Origin of the sequence: Macrococcus carouselicus (genome assembly GCF_004359515.1) — a bacterium.
GTDB classification, from domain to species: Bacteria; Bacillota; Bacilli; order Staphylococcales; family Staphylococcaceae; genus Macrococcus; species Macrococcus carouselicus.
Genome location: NZ_SCWD01000001.1, coordinates 1,119,118 through 1,135,047 on the forward strand (window position 1 = coordinate 1,119,118; position 15,930 = coordinate 1,135,047).

15 protein-coding genes are annotated in these 15,930 nt (G+C 46.6%); 3 read left to right on the forward strand and 12 right to left on the reverse strand.

The features are described 5' to 3' along the window. Window positions 1-6 precede the first annotated feature (6 nt). The 4 genes from ERX40_RS05695 to ERX40_RS05710 all read right to left on the reverse strand — a co-directional run bounded on the left by ERX40_RS05695 (window position 7) and on the right by ERX40_RS05710 (window position 3,523). The gene (locus ERX40_RS05695) at window positions 7-360 is read right to left on the reverse strand and encodes a YlbF/YmcA family competence regulator (protein WP_133417518.1); all 354 of its coding nucleotides are present in this window, start codon (window positions 358-360) and stop codon (window positions 7-9) included. 70 nt (window positions 361-430) lie between these two features. Next, the gene (locus tag ERX40_RS05700) at window positions 431-1,552 is read right to left on the reverse strand and encodes a DUF445 domain-containing protein (protein ID WP_133417519.1); all 1,122 of its coding nucleotides are present in this window, start codon (window positions 1,550-1,552) and stop codon (window positions 431-433) included. 45 nt (window positions 1,553-1,597) lie between these two features. Beyond that, on the reverse strand, window positions 1,598-2,062 hold the full coding sequence (gene xdrA / locus ERX40_RS05705) for an XRE family transcriptional regulator XdrA (RefSeq protein ID WP_133417520.1): 465 nt from the start codon (window positions 2,060-2,062) through the stop codon (window positions 1,598-1,600). Between the two features lie 171 nt (window positions 2,063-2,233). Then, complete coding sequence (locus ERX40_RS05710) at window positions 2,234-3,523, reverse strand: dicarboxylate/amino acid:cation symporter (RefSeq protein WP_133417521.1); 1,290 nt, start codon at window positions 3,521-3,523, stop codon at window positions 2,234-2,236. A 141-nt stretch (window positions 3,524-3,664) separates the two neighbouring features. On the opposite strand from ERX40_RS05710, the gene ERX40_RS05715 reads away from it, so the two are divergent. After that, window positions 3,665-4,555 carry a cation diffusion facilitator family transporter gene (locus ERX40_RS05715; RefSeq protein WP_133417522.1) on the forward strand — a complete coding sequence of 297 codons (891 nt, stop codon included), beginning with the start codon at window positions 3,665-3,667 and terminating at the stop codon, window positions 4,553-4,555. A gap of 42 nt (window positions 4,556-4,597) precedes the next feature. Here ERX40_RS05715 and ERX40_RS05720 read toward each other — a convergent pair whose 3' ends face one another. The 3 genes from ERX40_RS05720 to ERX40_RS05730 are packed head-to-tail and all read right to left on the reverse strand — an operon-like array spanning window position 4,598 to window position 7,868. Beyond that, complete coding sequence (locus tag ERX40_RS05720; RefSeq protein WP_133417523.1) at window positions 4,598-5,227, reverse strand: response regulator transcription factor; 630 nt, start codon at window positions 5,225-5,227, stop codon at window positions 4,598-4,600. 4 nt (window positions 5,228-5,231) lie between these two features. Next, entirely contained in the window at window positions 5,232-6,320 is a 1,089-nt protein-coding gene (locus tag ERX40_RS05725; protein WP_243712920.1) for a GAF domain-containing sensor histidine kinase, read from the reverse strand. Between the two features lie 9 nt (window positions 6,321-6,329). Continuing rightward, on the reverse strand, window positions 6,330-7,868 hold the full coding sequence (locus ERX40_RS05730; protein WP_133417524.1) for a bifunctional GNAT family N-acetyltransferase/carbon-nitrogen hydrolase family protein: 1,539 nt from the start codon (window positions 7,866-7,868) through the stop codon (window positions 6,330-6,332). Window positions 7,869-7,946: 78 nt separating this feature from the next. On the opposite strand from ERX40_RS05730, the gene ERX40_RS05735 reads away from it, so the two are divergent. Together ERX40_RS05735 and ERX40_RS05740 are read left to right on the forward strand one after the other, a co-directional pair. Beyond that, window positions 7,947-8,768: an RluA family pseudouridine synthase gene (locus ERX40_RS05735; protein ID WP_133417525.1), complete on the forward strand. Its 822-nt coding sequence runs from the start codon at window positions 7,947-7,949 to the stop codon at window positions 8,766-8,768. A gap of 55 nt (window positions 8,769-8,823) precedes the next feature. Further along, a complete protein-coding gene (locus tag ERX40_RS05740; protein WP_243712922.1) occupies window positions 8,824-9,429 on the forward strand; it encodes a nitroreductase family protein in 606 nt (201 codons plus the stop codon). A gap of 43 nt (window positions 9,430-9,472) precedes the next feature. Here ERX40_RS05740 and ERX40_RS05745 read toward each other — a convergent pair whose 3' ends face one another. From ERX40_RS05745 to ERX40_RS05760, 5 genes are all read right to left on the reverse strand, one after another. Continuing rightward, entirely contained in the window at window positions 9,473-11,635 is a 2,163-nt protein-coding gene (locus tag ERX40_RS05745; protein ID WP_133417527.1) for an RNA degradosome polyphosphate kinase, read from the reverse strand. A gap of 52 nt (window positions 11,636-11,687) precedes the next feature. Next, window positions 11,688-13,220 carry a Ppx/GppA family phosphatase gene (locus tag ERX40_RS05750; RefSeq protein WP_133417528.1) on the reverse strand — a complete coding sequence of 511 codons (1,533 nt, stop codon included), beginning with the start codon at window positions 13,218-13,220 and terminating at the stop codon, window positions 11,688-11,690. 24 nt (window positions 13,221-13,244) lie between these two features. Beyond that, a complete protein-coding gene (gene fumC / locus ERX40_RS05755; RefSeq protein ID WP_133417529.1) occupies window positions 13,245-14,630 on the reverse strand; it encodes a class II fumarate hydratase in 1,386 nt (461 codons plus the stop codon). Between the two features lie 80 nt (window positions 14,631-14,710). Continuing rightward, complete coding sequence (locus tag ERX40_RS11235) at window positions 14,711-14,860, reverse strand: SAS053 family DNA gyrase inhibitor (protein ID WP_165980675.1); 150 nt, start codon at window positions 14,858-14,860, stop codon at window positions 14,711-14,713. 298 nt (window positions 14,861-15,158) lie between these two features. Next, window positions 15,159-15,776 (reverse strand): 6-phosphogluconolactonase, encoded by a 618-nt coding sequence (locus ERX40_RS05760; RefSeq protein WP_133417530.1) that lies wholly within the window; start codon window positions 15,774-15,776, stop codon window positions 15,159-15,161. Window positions 15,777-15,930: the final 154 nt, after the last annotated feature.

The following is a 15,930-nucleotide window of genomic DNA, read 5'->3' on the forward strand; positions in this document are numbered from 1 at the left end:
ACGTTCTTATTGATTGTCCTGGCCATATAAATCCTGAAGTGGTTTCAAAATGATGCGGTTCAAATCTTCGATGACCTGACCCATGCGCTGTTCAGCCTGCATCAGTTTTGAGATATTTTCATCCTGCTCGATCTTCGCCGCAAGTTCGTTCGCCTTTGCGATGTCTTCTTCAGTGATTTCCTGACCGCTCATCTGTTTTTCCTGCAGTGTCATCTGGATCTCACGGAACTGTGAGAAGACTGCTTTTGATTCTTCATTGCTTTCCACTGCTTCTAACTGTGCTTTAACAGCCTGATATTCGTCACTCTGGCGCAAAGCACTTTCTAACCTGTTTGCTTCATCATAAATATTCACTGTCATAAAAATTCTCCTTTAAATATGTGTTTTCTCTAATTTAACATACTTGAACGTGTTTATCACTTGTTTAGGGTCAGATAAACAGAGCGATGACACCCTGTAACAGGCCGATAATGCCTCCCAGCAGAAAGCCAAGCAGTGTGATCAGTTTCAGTTCTTTGTTCGATATCTCGATGATCAGCTTCTCGATGAAAGACAGCTCAAAACGGTCAATCTGTTCCTTGATCAGTTCAGAGAGATGAATTTTCTCCAGTATGACAGGAATATTGTCAGCGAGATGCATAAGCCCTGTATCGAGCAGTCTATCTATCCCCTTCGCCTCCACATAAGCGAACGCTTCCGGCAACAGCCTGATGAGCGGTGTGCGTGTATAATGCTGCACGTTCAGGCGCTTTGTAATAGTCGCAGCCGTCTGACTGATCAGCTGCTGGATCTTACTTTCTTCTATATAATCTATCGGTGCTGTCGTCATCAGCCGGCCATATTCCTTATCCACTTCACTCTGGATGATGTTCTTGATTTTATCCTCATCTGTCAGCTTCAGCATTTCACGTTGCACGCGGTCAGCGATCGCCTCAGCGGTCATAAACATCTGCAGCATGCTGATCAGCTTCCCCTTCTGCATGAAGAAGGTCTCGACCATGTTCAGAATATCCTGATAGCCTTTGTCAGAGCGAACATAGTCCTGAAACTTATCGAGTAATAGTACAGATGCGCCGCCTACTTTTTTAGTCAGGGTATCCTGTGCCGCTGCAGGCAGCAGTTCGTTGAAGGACTGCGTAAGTGCAAGCTGACTGAGCACCGTCCGGACTTTCTCTTCAATCTGAGCACTCACCTGCTCTTCAATGCTGTAGTTCCATTGATCTGCAAAGTATTTGATTGTATAGCGCTCTTCTTTCAGGGTCTCAACCTGCTGTCTCAGCAGCCGCTCCAGAAAGTGTCGTGTGTCAGGGGTCAGAACCTTCTGTTTGAAGACGTCAGGCGTCAGCAGGTGATTTGTCACCATCTCGCCGATTTTGACGGACAGTTCGTCACGACGTTTCGGGATCAGGCCGGGGGTGAACGGCAGCTGTCTGCCGAACAGATAGACCGGATGATAAGGTCTGAACAGCATCTTGATTGCGATATAGTTCGTGAATCCACCGATCAGTGCACCGATCAGCCCCATGAATAATACAAGTAAAACCGGCTGCATACTACTCCTCCTTTATATGAAAAAAGCAAACGTCATGACGTTTGCTTAAGCATTAACAAGTTGTTCCGCTGTCTTTTTTGAGAAGAACATCTCAGCTTCACGTTCTTTATTTGAGCCGTATAATGGCTGGTTTGATTCATCAATTACGCGGTAGAGGTTTGAGATTTTGTTGAACTGTAAAGTGAATCCTGCTTCCTCGCGTTTTGTTTCCCACCACAGTTCGTCCAGATTATCATTCTGCGGATAAGCACATGCGCCGCGTGAGATGACCTGTACCACTTCAAGAGGATCACCGCCGAGTGTCGTCTGTAATACTTCTGAATCTCTGAATAATGCACAAAGAGAGACACATGTTGTCCAGTTGGGAAGTACACGTTCTTTTTCAATCTGAACCAATGTCTTTTTTGAAAGACCGATTGTCTGAGCCATTGTATCCTGCGTATAACCCGCTTCAATTCTGACCATTTTGAATTTCGTCTGCAGTAAGTCTGTAAAAGTTTGTTTATCCATTCTATTCGACCTTTCATTTATCAATTTACTCATCATTAAATGTAGTTAGCATTAAATTGAAATAATACACATCTAAATAAGTCACATTTATCATCTTAATATAATTTACAAAAAATTAAAAGAGAAAAATCCTGAGATTTTTCTCTTTTAAAGAGATGTGTCTATTCTCTGTTAATTAACTGATAATTTGCGCTTTTCTGCTTCCGATATAATCACTGCACATGCTGCATCCCCAGAGATATTGACAGCTGTACGGGACATATCAAGCAGACGATCGATGCCGAGAATGATACCGATTGCAGCTGGATTCAGACCGACGGCCGTCAGCACCATCGCGAGCATGACGAGTCCGACACCCGGTACGCCTGCAGTACCGATTGAAGCGATGACTGCGACAGCCACCACTGTGACCAGCTGTCCGATCGACAGGTCCACCCCCGATATCTGGGCGATGAAGATGGTCGCCACGCCCTGCATGATAGCCGTGCCGTCCATATTGATTGTTGCACCGAGCGGCTGGACAAATGAAGAAATCTCTTTACGGACACCGAGATTGTCCTGCGCACATTCCAGTGAGATCGGTAAGGTCGCATTACTGCTTGAAGAGCTGAAACCGACTGTCATCGCGGGTGCGAATCCTCGGAAGAACCATAGCGGGCTCTTACGTGCCAGCAGTCTGATAGCGCCGCCGTAGACTACAACCATATGGAGCAGGAGCGCCAGCAGGACGACGAAGAAATACATGAAGAGCTGCTGTATGGCACCGAAGCCGGCATTAGTGAACGCTGTCGCGACTAAGCCGAACGTACCGAGCGGTGCGAAATATTTCATGATCATCATGACGATATACATCAGTATTTCGTTCGCCTGCTCAAATAAGTTCCGTATCCCTGCTACTTTGTCACCGAGTGCAATCATACCGATCCCTATGAATAGAGAGAATGTGATGATCTGAAGCATGTTAGTGTCAGCCATTGCCTGCACCGGGTTCTTCGGGAAGAGATTGATGAGCGTCTGATCGAAGGTCTGCTCAGCTGCCATGCCCTGGGCTTCTGCTTCCTCCGCCTTCTGTTTCTGCTGCTGTTCATACTTTTTGACGTCATCACTTGCCAGTAAATTGGTCTTACCTTCCCCTGGTTTGAAGACAAGTGCCAAGGCCATGGCGAGCATGATTGCCAGTGCCGTAGTAGTCAGGAAGAACAGAACGGTCTTGATGCCGATGCTGCCGAGAAGCTTCGGATCTCCGACTCCGACGACTCCCAGGACAATGGAGACGAATACAACCGGTACAACCAGCATAAAGATAAGATTAAGAAAGATCTGTCCGAGGACATTGAATACATACTGATTGATGCCTGTCACCCATGCTTCACCTGTAAAGAGATTCATGATAGAACCTATCGTGATACCCAGGATCAGCGCTATAATAATGCGAGTAGTCATATTATTTTTAATTTTCATTTAATTTCACCTCAGTTATTAATTATACATTTTTCCTCTTAATATACAATTGTATTTTTGAAATATACCATTTCAGTTAGTAGAGTTCAGCTGTCTTTTAAGTCATAATAAACAGGTAAACCATTTAAAAGGCGGGATCTTATGCATATTAAAGATAAACTTGAACAGGCGAAAAAAGGGGCTCGCGTCAGCATACTGATGTATCTCCTGCTGACCGTCGCGAAAGTTGCGTTCGGCTGGATGAATGAATCACATGCCCTGGTCGCTGATGGTCTGAACAACGCGACGGATGTCATCTCTTCATTCGCGCTGCTGATCGGGCTGTCTATCTCGATGAAACCAGCAGACTCCAATCATAATTATGGCCACTACCGCTCAGAATTCATTTCGTCCTTGATCGCTTCGTTCATCATGTTCGCCGTCTCCGTCCAGGTTATCATTCAGGGCGTCACTCACTTCATCAAAGGGGAATACTCTTCTCCGACATCTGAAGCAGCCATTGTTGCGCTTATCTCTGCACTGGTGATGCTCGGTGTCTATTTCTATAACAGCAAGCTCGCCAAGAAAGTCGGTTCAAGTGCACTGAAAGCAGCGGCCTACGATAACTTATCGGACGCACTCGTCAGCTTCGGGACTTTAGCCGGTATTATCGGTGTTATGTCCGGCTTTCATACATTGGATACTATCGCGGCGATTGTCGTCGGTCTGATCATCATGAAGACCTCTATCGATATCTTCCGTGACACGGCTATCACGCTGACAGACGGCTTTGACGTTGAGACCCTCTATACGATGAAACGTCACGTCGCGGCGATTCCGGGTGTCGTTCATGTCGTCGACTTAAAGGGGCGTAACCATGGTGTCATCACTTTCGCTGATGTGACTGTTACTGTCGATTCCTCGCTCACCGTCAAGGAAAGCCATGATATCGCTGAAGAGATTGAAGGCCGTATGAAAGCAGAATTCGGCTCCATAGAGACCATCGTCCATATTGAGCCTGACGACAAGAAGAAAGCTGATGAAAAACAATAAAAAGAAGCTGTCGTATCCATCACGTTGATACGACAGCTTCTTTTATTTGTTCACCAGATTATACGTCATCGCATAGATGGCGGCCTGTGTCCGGTCTGTTACTTCCAGTTTAGCGAAGATATGACTGACATGCGTCTTCACGGTCTTCTCAGAGACAAAGAGTATATCAGCGATCTCCCTGTTCGTCTGACCCTTCGTCATCTCCTCCAGTACTTCAAGCTCACGTTTTGACAGCTTGTTCTTCAGATGAGGCAGTGATTCAGCGCTTTCAGCTGCAATCATCACCGAAGGATGGAAATGACGTTCACCACGGGCGACCTGATGAATGGTCTCAATCAGCTGGCTTGGTTCAGCATCCTTCACCTCATAGCCGTCCGCTCCTGCTTCCATCACGCCGATGACATGCTCCTCATCAACATAACTGGACAGAATCAGCACTTTGATAGCCGGGTAGTGCTGCTTGATGTATTTCGTGGTCTCGATACCGTCCATCTTCGGCATCACGAGGTCCATGAGTATACAGTCAGGTGGCTCGTTCGTCGTTAAGTAATCCAGCAGCTCTGTGCCGTCACTGAAGTCCGCTTTCACTTTGTAATCAGTCATAGAGGCAATCAGAAATTTCAGGCCCTGTCTGACAATATGATGATCATCCACCAGTATTAAAGAAGTCATGCGTTCACCCTTTCAGCTGCAGCGTGATCTTTGTCCCTTGGGTGCTGCTCGTTATCTCCAGTGTACCACCGATTGACTCAGCACGCTGCTGCATATTGCCGAGCCCGTGCGTCGGCAGCTGACTCGCTGAAGTGACGATGAAACCTTTGCCGTTATCTTCAATGATTATACGTTCTGCACTGATGATGATGACCGCTTCAGCTGTCTCCGCATGCTTTTTGATGTTATTCAGCGCTTCCTGAATAATACGGAAGATGGTGATCTCCTCTTCATTGTCAAACTGAATAAGCCCTTCCACATGAACAGTGAGCGCCAGACTGAGCACCTGGGCATACTGTCTGATCGCCTGACTGAGACCTTCTTCAAGGCCGATCGGTTTCAGCTGCCAGATCAGCGCCCGCATTTCGTTGACGGCATTCTGGCTCGTCTTCTCAATAAGGGAGAACGCAAGCCTGGAGCGGTCATCTTCGGTCTGTGCACCTGCAGCGTGGGCGGTCAGTTTAAGTGAGAACAGCATCTGATTGACCGAATCATGCAGGTCACGGGCCAGCCTGTTCCGCTCATTGGTGAGCGCGATCTCCCGTTCCTTCTCCGTGAGCGCGATCCGTTTGATGGCACTGCCGATCTGGAATGCGACTGATTCCAGCAGCTCCAGCTCCTCAGCACTATAAGTCTCCTTATTCGGCGTTGCAACATTGAGCAGGCCGAATTTCTCCTGTCCTGACTGCAGCGGTACTGTCGCATGATGCGTGATGCCTTCTGTTTCCTCAGGAAACTTACGGTTCGCCTTGACAATGCGTGAGCAGGTGATGATGTTCGAAGCTTTCGTCAGCTTCCCCTGATGATATCTCGAGACACACCAGCAAGGACCTTCCGTCATATACTGACAGTCGTTCCTCTCCAGTGCTTTAGGTAATTTGTAGTCAGAGACCAGCTGATGATTTCCCTCTGAATCGATAAAGAAAATCCAGCCGGTTGAAAACTCACTGCCTTCAACCAGCCGTTTCAGAGCGCCGGACATCATTGACTGTCTTTCAGTCTCCTCGTTCAGGAATTCTGCAATTTCTTTGAGCAGTGCGGTCTTCGACTTCACGCTTTCACCTTATCTCTTATATTGAATGTTGTAGAGGTCATGACGACGGTCTCGCAACTGACGCACTGTTCCATCCTCACGGCCACGACGTAGCACTTCCAGATCCACATCACCGATCATGACCATCTCCAGATTCTCACCTGTCTCGCCCATGATGCCATCACGCGCAAAGCCGAAGTCACTTGGTGTGTAGATGCCTGACGCTGAATACTGGATGTCCATATTCTCCGTCTGCGGCAGGTTACCACAGGTCCCGCTTGTCACTGTATAGATCTGATTCTCAATCGCACGTGCCATCGAACAGTATTTCACGCGCAGATAGCTCTGACGGTCTTCAGTGGAGAATGGGGTGAAGATGATCTTCGCCCCTTTTTCAGTCGCAATACGCGCCATCTCAGGAAATTCACTGTCATAACAGATCTGTATCGCGATCTTACCGCAGTCAGTATCGAAGACCTCCACTTTGTTTCCGGGTGAAATCCCCCACCAGCGACGTTCATTCGGCGTCACGTGAATCTTATACTGCTTCTCAATGGAGCCGTCACGACGGAAAAGATACGAGATGTTATAAATCTCATCGTCTTCTTCAACGAAATGAGAACCGCCGATGATGTTGATGTTATAGCGCATCGCAAAGCTGTTGAACATCTCGATATACTGCTCGGTATAAGACGTCAGGTGACGGATAGATTCCGCCGGGTTACGTCTTTCATCGAAGCTCATCAGCTGAGTGGTCAGCAGTTCCGGGAAGACGACAAAGTCACTGCCGGCATCATAAGCAACATCCACGAAGTATTCAATCTGGTTCGCGAATTCTTCGAAGGAATCAATCTTACGCATCATATAATTGACGGTACAGATACGAACCGGGTAGCTCGTCTTGAAATGCAGATTTGATTTCGCGACGAAATCCGGATTGTTCCATTCCATCAGAGTGGCATATTTGTTGCTTTTCACGTCATCCGGCAGGTAGCCCGGATTAATACGCATCAGCGTGAACCCGTTCATGAACTGAAATGTCAGAACAGGGTCCTTGATCTTGCGCTTCATCACGTCATTCACGTACTCACGTGGTGACAGATCATCTTTATACAGATGATAGTTCGGGATACGGCCACCGATGATAATACTCTTCAAATTCAGTTCGTAAGCAATCTCACGACGTGCCTCATACAGACGCTGACCGACACGCATACCGCGGAAATCAGGATGAACCATGACCTCAATACCATATAAGTTATGACCGTTCTCGTTGTGGTTCGTGATATAGCCCTTGTCAGTGATATCATCCCACGTATGGCGGTCATCATATTCGTCAAAGTTAATGATCAGACTGGACGAAGAACCGATCAATGTCCCTTCGTATTCAATCACAACCTGTCCACGAGGGAACAGGTGCAGGTGCGATTCCAGCTGTTCTCTTTTCCAGGGCTCCATACCTGGAAAACAGACTTCCTGCAATTTGATCACATCATCGATATCATCGAAAGTCATCACTCTTGATTCAATGGATTTATTGAAATTCTCTAAGTTTAATTCTTCAGTCATGTTCATACTCCTCTATTTCATCTATAATAAATATTATACACGACTGAGAGAGTCGCTAAACATTAAATGGAGGCTACAATGAATATTACAATTAACGAAGCATTTGACGGTATGACCATCGAACAGCTCCTGAAGCACTGGGTACTGCCGAAGAAAATGATACATGAACTCCGTATGTCGAAAGAACTGACTGTGAACGACGGACCCGCAGTCTTCAGCACCGTGCTGCACACAGATGATATCCTGACATTGCCCCTTTCAGAAGAGAAAAGTCAGTACAAGTCCTCATACCGGCTATGTGAAGTCGTCTACGAAGATGAGTTCCTGGCCATCCTCGTCAAACCGAAGGGCGTCAAGACCCATCCTAACGACATGATGGAGACTAATACACTCCTCAATCACGCCATCTACACACTGAAATCAGATTACGTCGAGCCGGTCCACCGACTGGACCAGGAGACAGTCGGTCTTGTTCTCGTCGCCAAGAACCCACTTGTCAAAAAGATTCTGGACCGCATGCTTGAAGAACGTGACATCACCCGTACTTATAAGGCGAAAGTCCGCAGTCTGCTGCCCATCAAGAATCAGACGATTGAACTGCCCATCGGCAAGGATAAGTTTCATCCGAATAAACGCCGTGTGTCTGACAGCGGGCAGCATGCTGTGACGCATATCATCAGCTCCAAGGTGCTGGGTGACGGTGTCACTGAAGTTGAACTTAAGCTTGATACAGGACGTACACACCAGATCCGTGTGCATCTGGCTGCTATCGGCTACCCGGTGCTCGGGGACCCGCTCTACAGCGACTCCAGACTGCGTCAGCTGCAGTTGACAGGTTATAAGCTCACCTTTACCCACCCTATTACGAATAAGCTCGTGGAAGCGGAACTCAAACAGTAAAATTGCAATATGTGTGACATTCCCTTATCCTTATCTACGTATAAGGAGGATGAACATGTCAGAATTCAATATATTCACCGATAGAAAATCTGTGAAAGAATACGACGCCGCTTTTAAATTAACACAGGACGAACTGTCAGCTTTACTTGAGCAGGCAAACCGTGCGCCTTCAGCATGGAATCTGCAGCACTGGAAATATATCGTAGTCCACAGCGATGCAGCGAAAGAAAGATTATTGCCGCTTGCCTTCAATCAGAAACAGATTGTTGACGCCAGTGCCACATTGATCGTACTTGCAGATAAAGAAGCTGAGAAGAACATCGATGCAGTGTTTGATCCTGACATCGCAGCAGGGCGTATGACCCATGAACTGAAAGAGCGGCTCGCAGGGCAGGTCCACGGCGCCCATTCCAGACCGGAATATGCCTTTGAGGCTGGTGTACTGAACGCCTCTCTCGCAGCGATGCAGTTCATGAACGCAGCAACGCTTGCTGGCCTTGCGACATGTCCGATCGGCGGATTCAACCGTACAAAACTGATTGAGACATTCAATATTGAGGACCGCTACTTACCGATCATGCTTATCCCGGTCGGCAAAGCAGCGCAGGAACCTCGTGCGACGACGCGTTTATCTGTCGATCAGACAGCGACTTTCATCTAACTGAAAAAGGCCGTCCCTGAAAAATTCAGGGACGGCCTTTTTGTTAGTTTCTTCTGATGCGGGCTCTTACACGGTCGAATAATCGGGACCGTTTAGACATCATCGGTCTAGGCGGCTCCACTTCTTTTTTCACGAGGCTGCGTTTGTACTGTTCTGCTTCCTGTACTAATTTCTCCTGTGAATTCGTCGGTTCCTGCCCATTCTTCACGTAATGATAGACGCCTCTGCTATCCTGTTCACGCGCTTTCAGATTATCGTTCAGCTGCAGTGCAATGATATCTTTCAGCCGGGCCACTATAGCCGGATCAAGCACCGGGAAGAGAATCTCCACACGCTTGATCATATTACGCGTCATCATATCTGCTGAAGATAAGTACATTCTTTCTTTACCGTTATGATAAAAGTAATAGATGCGTGAATGTTCGAGAAAACGTCCGACGATACTGATGACACGAATATTCTCGCTGACGCCTGGAATACCTGGCTTCAGACAGCAGATACCTCGGATAATCAGATTGACTTTGACGCCGGCCTGACTTGCTTCAAATAGTTTCTTGATCACTGCTTTATCTGTCAATGAGTTCATCTTCGCGATAATCAGTCCATTACCATTGGCCTGATGAGAGGCGATCTCCTGGTCGATATGATCCAGGAACTCATCACGGATTTCAAAAGGTGCCACGTGCAGCCGTTTATATTCAGGTTTCTCTGAATAACCGCTTAAGTAGTTGAAGAAATTCATCGCATCATGTCCGATATCTTTGTTGGTCGTGATGATGCCCATATCTGTATAAATCTTCGCTGTCTTATCATTGTAGTTACCTGTCCCTAAATGCACATAAGGAACGAGCTCATCATCTTCACGTTTAATGACGAGTGTAATCTTGCTGTGTGTTTTCAGGTGAGTCATGCCGTAAATCACATGACAGCCCGCTTCTTCCAGCATTTTCGCCCAGTGAACGTTGTTCTCTTCATCGAAACGCGCCTTCAGCTCAACAAGCACCGTAACCTGCTTGCCGGATTCCGCCGCATTTTTCAGCGCTTCAATGATCGGTGAATCGCTTGATACGCGGTACAACGTCTGCTTGATAGCCAGTGTATCAGGGTCTTCAGAGGCTTCCTTGATGAAGTCAACGATCGGCTGGAATGATTCATACGGATGATGGAAGAACACGTCACGCTCTTTTGCTGCCGCGTAGATATCCTGTTTGTTCAGACCCATGGGTGGTGCTGCAGTGAATGTCTTGTATGCCAGCTGCGGATATTTCTTTCCGACTTTACCGGCAAGCTGGAATAACATCGTCAAATCAAGCGGACCATCAAGCTTATAGATATCCCGCTCTTCAATATCCAGTTCCTTTGTCAGAAATGAGCCGTTGATTGACGAATCATGACCGGTATCGATTTCGAGACGGACAGCTGCGCCGCTCTTTCTCTTCTTCAGGAACTTCTCGATTTCGATGAGCAGGTCCTCAGCACCCTCCTCATGAATCGTCAGATCGGCATTGCGTGTAATTCTGAATGTGAATGTACGCAGAATTTCAAAGCCGCTGAATAAACGGTCGATGAAATGGGCGATGACATCTTCAAGAAGCACATACACCAGACGCTGTTCATCCCTGATTTCAATCAGACGGTTAAGCAGTGCCGGAATCTGAACGATGGCAGATTTCTTAGCCCCTGATGCATCCTTGACATCGACAAAAATATTCAGTGATTTATTCGACAGTTTCGGAAACGGCCGGTAAGCATCGATGCCGAGCGGTGTTAATGTCGGCAGGATCTCGAACTCGAACTTGCGTCTGATGACCTCATAATTCTCAGGAGACAGCTCTTCAGGAGTCTTAAAGAAGACCTGGAAGCTCTCCAGCTCCTTCAGGAGTTTATGATACTGTTCATACTGAATACGGACGTTTTCACGGTTGTTCTTATCGATTTCAATCAGCTGCTCAGTCGGTGTCATCTGTGTCTTGTTCTCACGTTCGTTGAAATTCAGTTTCACCTGGTCTTTAAGACCTGCGACACGGACCATAAAGAATTCATCCAAGTTAGATGACGCAATCGCGAGAAATTTGAGACGTTCAAGTAATGGATTCTTCAGGTCCATTGATTCTTCTATTACACGATAATTGAAAGCGACCCAGCTGACTTCACGGTTGTTATAGTATGCTTTATTATTCAAATCTATTAAATTGTTCGTCTCCATTATAGTCACCTCAACTAAGTCATAATTACTCTACCTATTCAGTTATAACGAACTAATGTAAATTTTCTCTAAAGATGATGTGAATTTTTGACTTCGTTATCTTTTCCAGGTGCTTCTTCTGACGATCGGCCTGGTACTCCTCAGCAATCGGGTCGCCTGTGTAATTAATGACTAAATCATAATGATCCTTCTGCTGGTCAAAATATAAAGAATTGACAACCTGCGTGTTGCTGACATTCAGCGCATGCGCAAATTTCAGTATACTGCCGAGCATCTGAATCTCTGCTCTTTCCTTATCGGAAAACCACTTTGTCTCATCCATGAAGAACTTGAGCAGTGATTTGCTCTTATAGCTGGCAAGAAGCGCCAGTTTCACACGTTCGCGGTGGCCGACACCGTTCAGGCTGGAGTTGGAGATAATATAATACGTATGCTGACTTGATGCATCTGAGTCGATATAGCTGCCTAAATAAAAGAGATAAGCCGCCTGCAGCATCAGTTTCTTCTGATGCTTGTTACCTTCGATCAGTCCGAGCTTCTCCAGTTCAAAGTAGAGCAGGTCTGCCAGTTTCTGGCGCTGCATCGCATCCTCGTGGTGGATATTATAATTATGAGCCAGATTGCGCAGACTCTCGTTGAATACTTCATTCTTATCAAAGGGATGTTTGTAGTCCTCCTCAAGAATGGACATCGTGATACCTTCACGAAGTCCTTTACGTGAGAAGATGAATTCAGTTGCCATCACTTCTTCGTATAAGGCTGTGAAGACAATACCCGACGGCACGATGATATCCTGACGGTCTTTACTCAGACCATCCAGGTCCTCAAGCTGATCCATCGAAGAATTAATCAGCGTTCTGAAGACATATTCAAGATCGGCTTTCGTCATCGAGTAGCCATGAACACCAGCGATCGGATATTCACTTAAATTCTGATGGATGCGGGCAAAGTTACGGGCTGACCCGCCGATTGCAATAATCGGTACCCTGCGCATGCCCAGCCATTTCAGTGTCTGAAGCTTCTCTCTGACAAATGCACGAGCCGCTTCTATGGCATCAGGATTGTTATGGGCTTTATCATTGAAGAATAGTTTCTGAAGAGTGACGACGCCGAACGGGAAACTGTGAGAGAACTTCAGCTCCTTATCTTCATAGTAGGTGACTTCTGTGCTGCCCCCGCCGATATCGACCGTGACCCCATCTTCATAGTCAAGCGTGTTGACAACGGCGTAGAAGCCGAAATAGGCCTCCTCTTTTTCTGAGATGATACGCATGGTAATACCGGTACGTGACTCTACCTTGTCGATGATGTCCGTAATATTCTGAGACTGACGCACGGCAGCTGTCGCAACCGGATAAAGTGCACTGACTTCGAATTTGTCCGCCACTTTCTGGAAGCTGTCCAATGTCTCACACAGCACCTCGATTCCTTCTTCTGCCATCACTTTATCCGCATCAAGATACTGATAAAGACGAGCAGGCGTTTTGATATTCTGAAGCTCGATCAGCCCTGCCCTTTCAGAGTACTCGAATATCACAAGACGTATCGTGTTTGAGCCGATATCCACTAATCCTATTCTTTTCATAACAAACCTCTTCCTTAATGCGTTTTATTTCGGATGAATCATATCCTCCGGTTTAATCCATTCGTTGAACTGTTCTTCCGTCAGATAGCCACTTTTCAGTGCAGATTCTTTGAGTGTCAGACCTTCTTTATGGGCAGTCTTCGCGATATAGGCCGCTTTTTCGTAACCGATATGCGGGTTCAGGGCTGTCACCAGCATCAGTGACTGACTTAAATAGTCGCTGATATTCTCTTCAATCGGTTCGATACCCACTGCACAGTTATCATTGAATGCGTTCATCCCGTCAGCAAGGAGATAGATAGACTGCAGTGTATTGTACATGATCACCGGTTTGAAGACGTTCAGCTCAAAGTTACCCTGGCTCGCTGCGATGCCGATCACCGTATCGTTACCCATCACCTGAACCGCCACCATCGTCAGCATCTCACTCTGTGTCGGGTTGACTTTACCTGGCATGATGGATGAACCCGGCTCGTTTTCAGGGATAGAGAGTTCACCGAGTCCAGCGCGCGGACCTGAAGCAAGCCAGCGGACATCGTTCGCGATCTTCATCAGATCAGCGGCGAGCGCTTTCAGTGCACCGTGGACGAATGTCACTTCATCATGCGCAGTCAGTGCATGGAACTTGTTTTTGGATGACACGAAGTTGAAGCCCGTCTGCTTCTTGATCTGAGCGGCAACACGGTCACCGAATTCAGGATGAGCGTTGATTCCTGTACCCACTGCAGTTCCGCCGATCGCCAGATTCAGCAGCTCCTTTTTAGAGGTATTGAGGAGCTCCTCGCATTTATCGAGCATGTAGCGCCAGCCGGAGATTTCCTGACCCAATGTCAGCGGCGTTGCATCCTGAAGATGTGTACGGCCGATTTTGATGATATCAGCGAACTTCTCTTCCTTTTCTTTCAGCGTATTGCGGAGCTTATCAAGCGCCGGTAACAACAGCACTTCGATTTCGTTGTATAACGCGACATGCATCGCTGTCGGATAGGTATCGTTTGAACTCTGTGATTGATTGACATCATCATTCGGATGCACCGTTTCGTCTGAACCCGCTTCTTTTAAGTACTGATTCGCAGCAAACGCTACAACTTCATTGACATTCATATTACTCTGCGTACCGCTACCCGTCTGCCAGACAACAAGCGGAAAATGATCGTCGAGTTTTCCGGCCAGGACGTCATCGCATGCTTTGATAATGGCATCTGCTTTCGCATCAGATAATTTACCGAGTCCATTATTGACGACTGCTGCCGCACGTTTCAGATGCGCGAAACCATAGATGACTTCAAGCGGCATCTGTTCCTTACCCACCGGAAAGTTCTGTTTGCTGCGCTGAGTCTGAGCACCCCAGTATTTATCAGCAGGTACTTCAATTTCACCAAATGTATCATGTTCAATTCTTACAGACATTGTTTTCTCCCCTTATACGTATGATACTTCTATTCTACATTAAAAAGGGCTTACATTCATTATAAAAAGACAGCTGCACATCAGCTGTCTTCACGTTCATCTTGTTGTCCGCCGTAATGATGTTCCTCAGCATTCTGTTCTGAAATCTGTTCCATCTCCTTGCCAAGTTCTACGACATCATCAAAATCTTCAACCATTTCGTTGTCAGGATCTGAGTAGTGTTCAGTCATGTTTTTGTTCCTCCTTCAAATGGGTGAGGTCAGCGCTCGTGGTATAGACTGGAATAATCCATTACTTCAAGGGACCTCTCCTGTTCCTCTACTCCTCACGTACCCTCCTTCACCAGCTGTTAAGCGGCCAGATACAAGAAAACCGCCAAGAATTTGATCCTTATATCACAGGCAGGATAGGCCGCGTGTCCATTTAGGGTTTAAGATTCAATATTGACTGACGCGGGTTGACCCATTCTTCTTCACATAAGCCGTAAAAAAGCACCAGCTCTCAAACGAGCTGATGCGTTTTAACTTCTTAAGAGAACACTGTGTAATAATAGTCACGGACATCAGCGGGCAGGCCTTGAGCTGCCTGCCAGTCAAGAATCACTGTTGTCATACGATGTGATTTCAGGTTAGCCGCTTCAAAATTGGTGTTTGTTTCATTCGTACCATACAGACGCGCAATGACGTCTGCTTTATCCGCGCCGGTCACAAGCAGAATGATCTCGCGTGCCGTCAAGAGGCCTTTATCTGAATCTGAATTGACTTCACGGTAACCGACTGAACCGTCCGCATTGATTGTTCCGACAAACATCGTCAGTTTACCTTTGTTTTCCTTTGTTTTAGCTTTATCATCGACTTCACTTTTGATATCAACAGTTTTCTTGACGCTATGCAGCTGCTGTTTGACGATGCCCATGTCAAGGAATTCTGCACCCGCGTTATCATAATCAAAGACGTGGAGCTGACTTGCATCGACCGGATGCGCCATCATTTCCTCATGCAGTTCACGGTAGAAATGCCCCTGTTCGTCGTTCAGTGCAAATACAACGATTGATGTAGGGTTGTTGTTAAATTGCTTTCTTACGATATCCGCTGCATATTGCGCGGCGATACCTTCAGTTTCAAAAATCTTAAAATTCATTGCCATGATGTTTTCCTCCTGAACCCACTATTTTAATAATTTACTTATACCCTTAATAGTATATCATTGAAACATAAGGTTTCACTCTTAATTGTTATGGTATATAATGAGAGTAATTACTATTGAGGAGGGCATTCATTTATGAACACTTTATTGCTCT

Excerpts from the sequence above, each read along its gene's own strand:
- ERX40_RS05750 (WP_133417528.1), bottom strand. The coding sequence starts at position 13,220 with ATGAAAAGAATAGGATTAGTGGATATCGGCTCAAACACGATACGTCTT.
- ERX40_RS05735 (WP_133417525.1), top strand. The coding sequence starts at position 7,947 with ATGAATATTACAATTAACGAAGCATTTGACGGTATGACCATCGAACAG.
- ERX40_RS05715 (WP_133417522.1), top strand. The coding sequence starts at position 3,665 with ATGCATATTAAAGATAAACTTGAACAGGCGAAAAAAGGGGCTCGCGTC.
- xdrA (WP_133417520.1), bottom strand. The coding sequence starts at position 2,062 with ATGGATAAACAAACTTTTACAGACTTACTGCAGACGAAATTCAAAATG.
- ERX40_RS05710 (WP_133417521.1), bottom strand. The coding sequence starts at position 3,523 with ATGAAAATTAAAAATAATATGACTACTCGCATTATTATAGCGCTGATC.
- ERX40_RS05740 (WP_243712922.1), top strand. The coding sequence starts at position 8,824 with ATGTCAGAATTCAATATATTCACCGATAGAAAATCTGTGAAAGAATAC.
- ERX40_RS05760 (WP_133417530.1), bottom strand. The coding sequence starts at position 15,776 with ATGGCAATGAATTTTAAGATTTTTGAAACTGAAGGTATCGCCGCGCAA.
- fumC (WP_133417529.1), bottom strand. The coding sequence starts at position 14,630 with ATGTCTGTAAGAATTGAACATGATACATTTGGTGAAATTGAAGTACCT.
- ERX40_RS05700 (WP_133417519.1), bottom strand. The coding sequence starts at position 1,552 with ATGCAGCCGGTTTTACTTGTATTATTCATGGGGCTGATCGGTGCACTG.
- ERX40_RS05720 (WP_133417523.1), bottom strand. The coding sequence starts at position 5,227 with ATGACTTCTTTAATACTGGTGGATGATCATCATATTGTCAGACAGGGC.
- ERX40_RS05745 (WP_133417527.1), bottom strand. The coding sequence starts at position 11,635 with ATGGAGACGAACAATTTAATAGATTTGAATAATAAAGCATACTATAAC.
- ERX40_RS05730 (WP_133417524.1), bottom strand. The coding sequence starts at position 7,868 with ATGACTGAAGAATTAAACTTAGAGAATTTCAATAAATCCATTGAATCA.
- ERX40_RS11235 (WP_165980675.1), bottom strand. The coding sequence starts at position 14,860 with ATGACTGAACACTACTCAGATCCTGACAACGAAATGGTTGAAGATTTT.
- ERX40_RS05695 (WP_133417518.1), bottom strand. The coding sequence starts at position 360 with ATGACAGTGAATATTTATGATGAAGCAAACAGGTTAGAAAGTGCTTTG.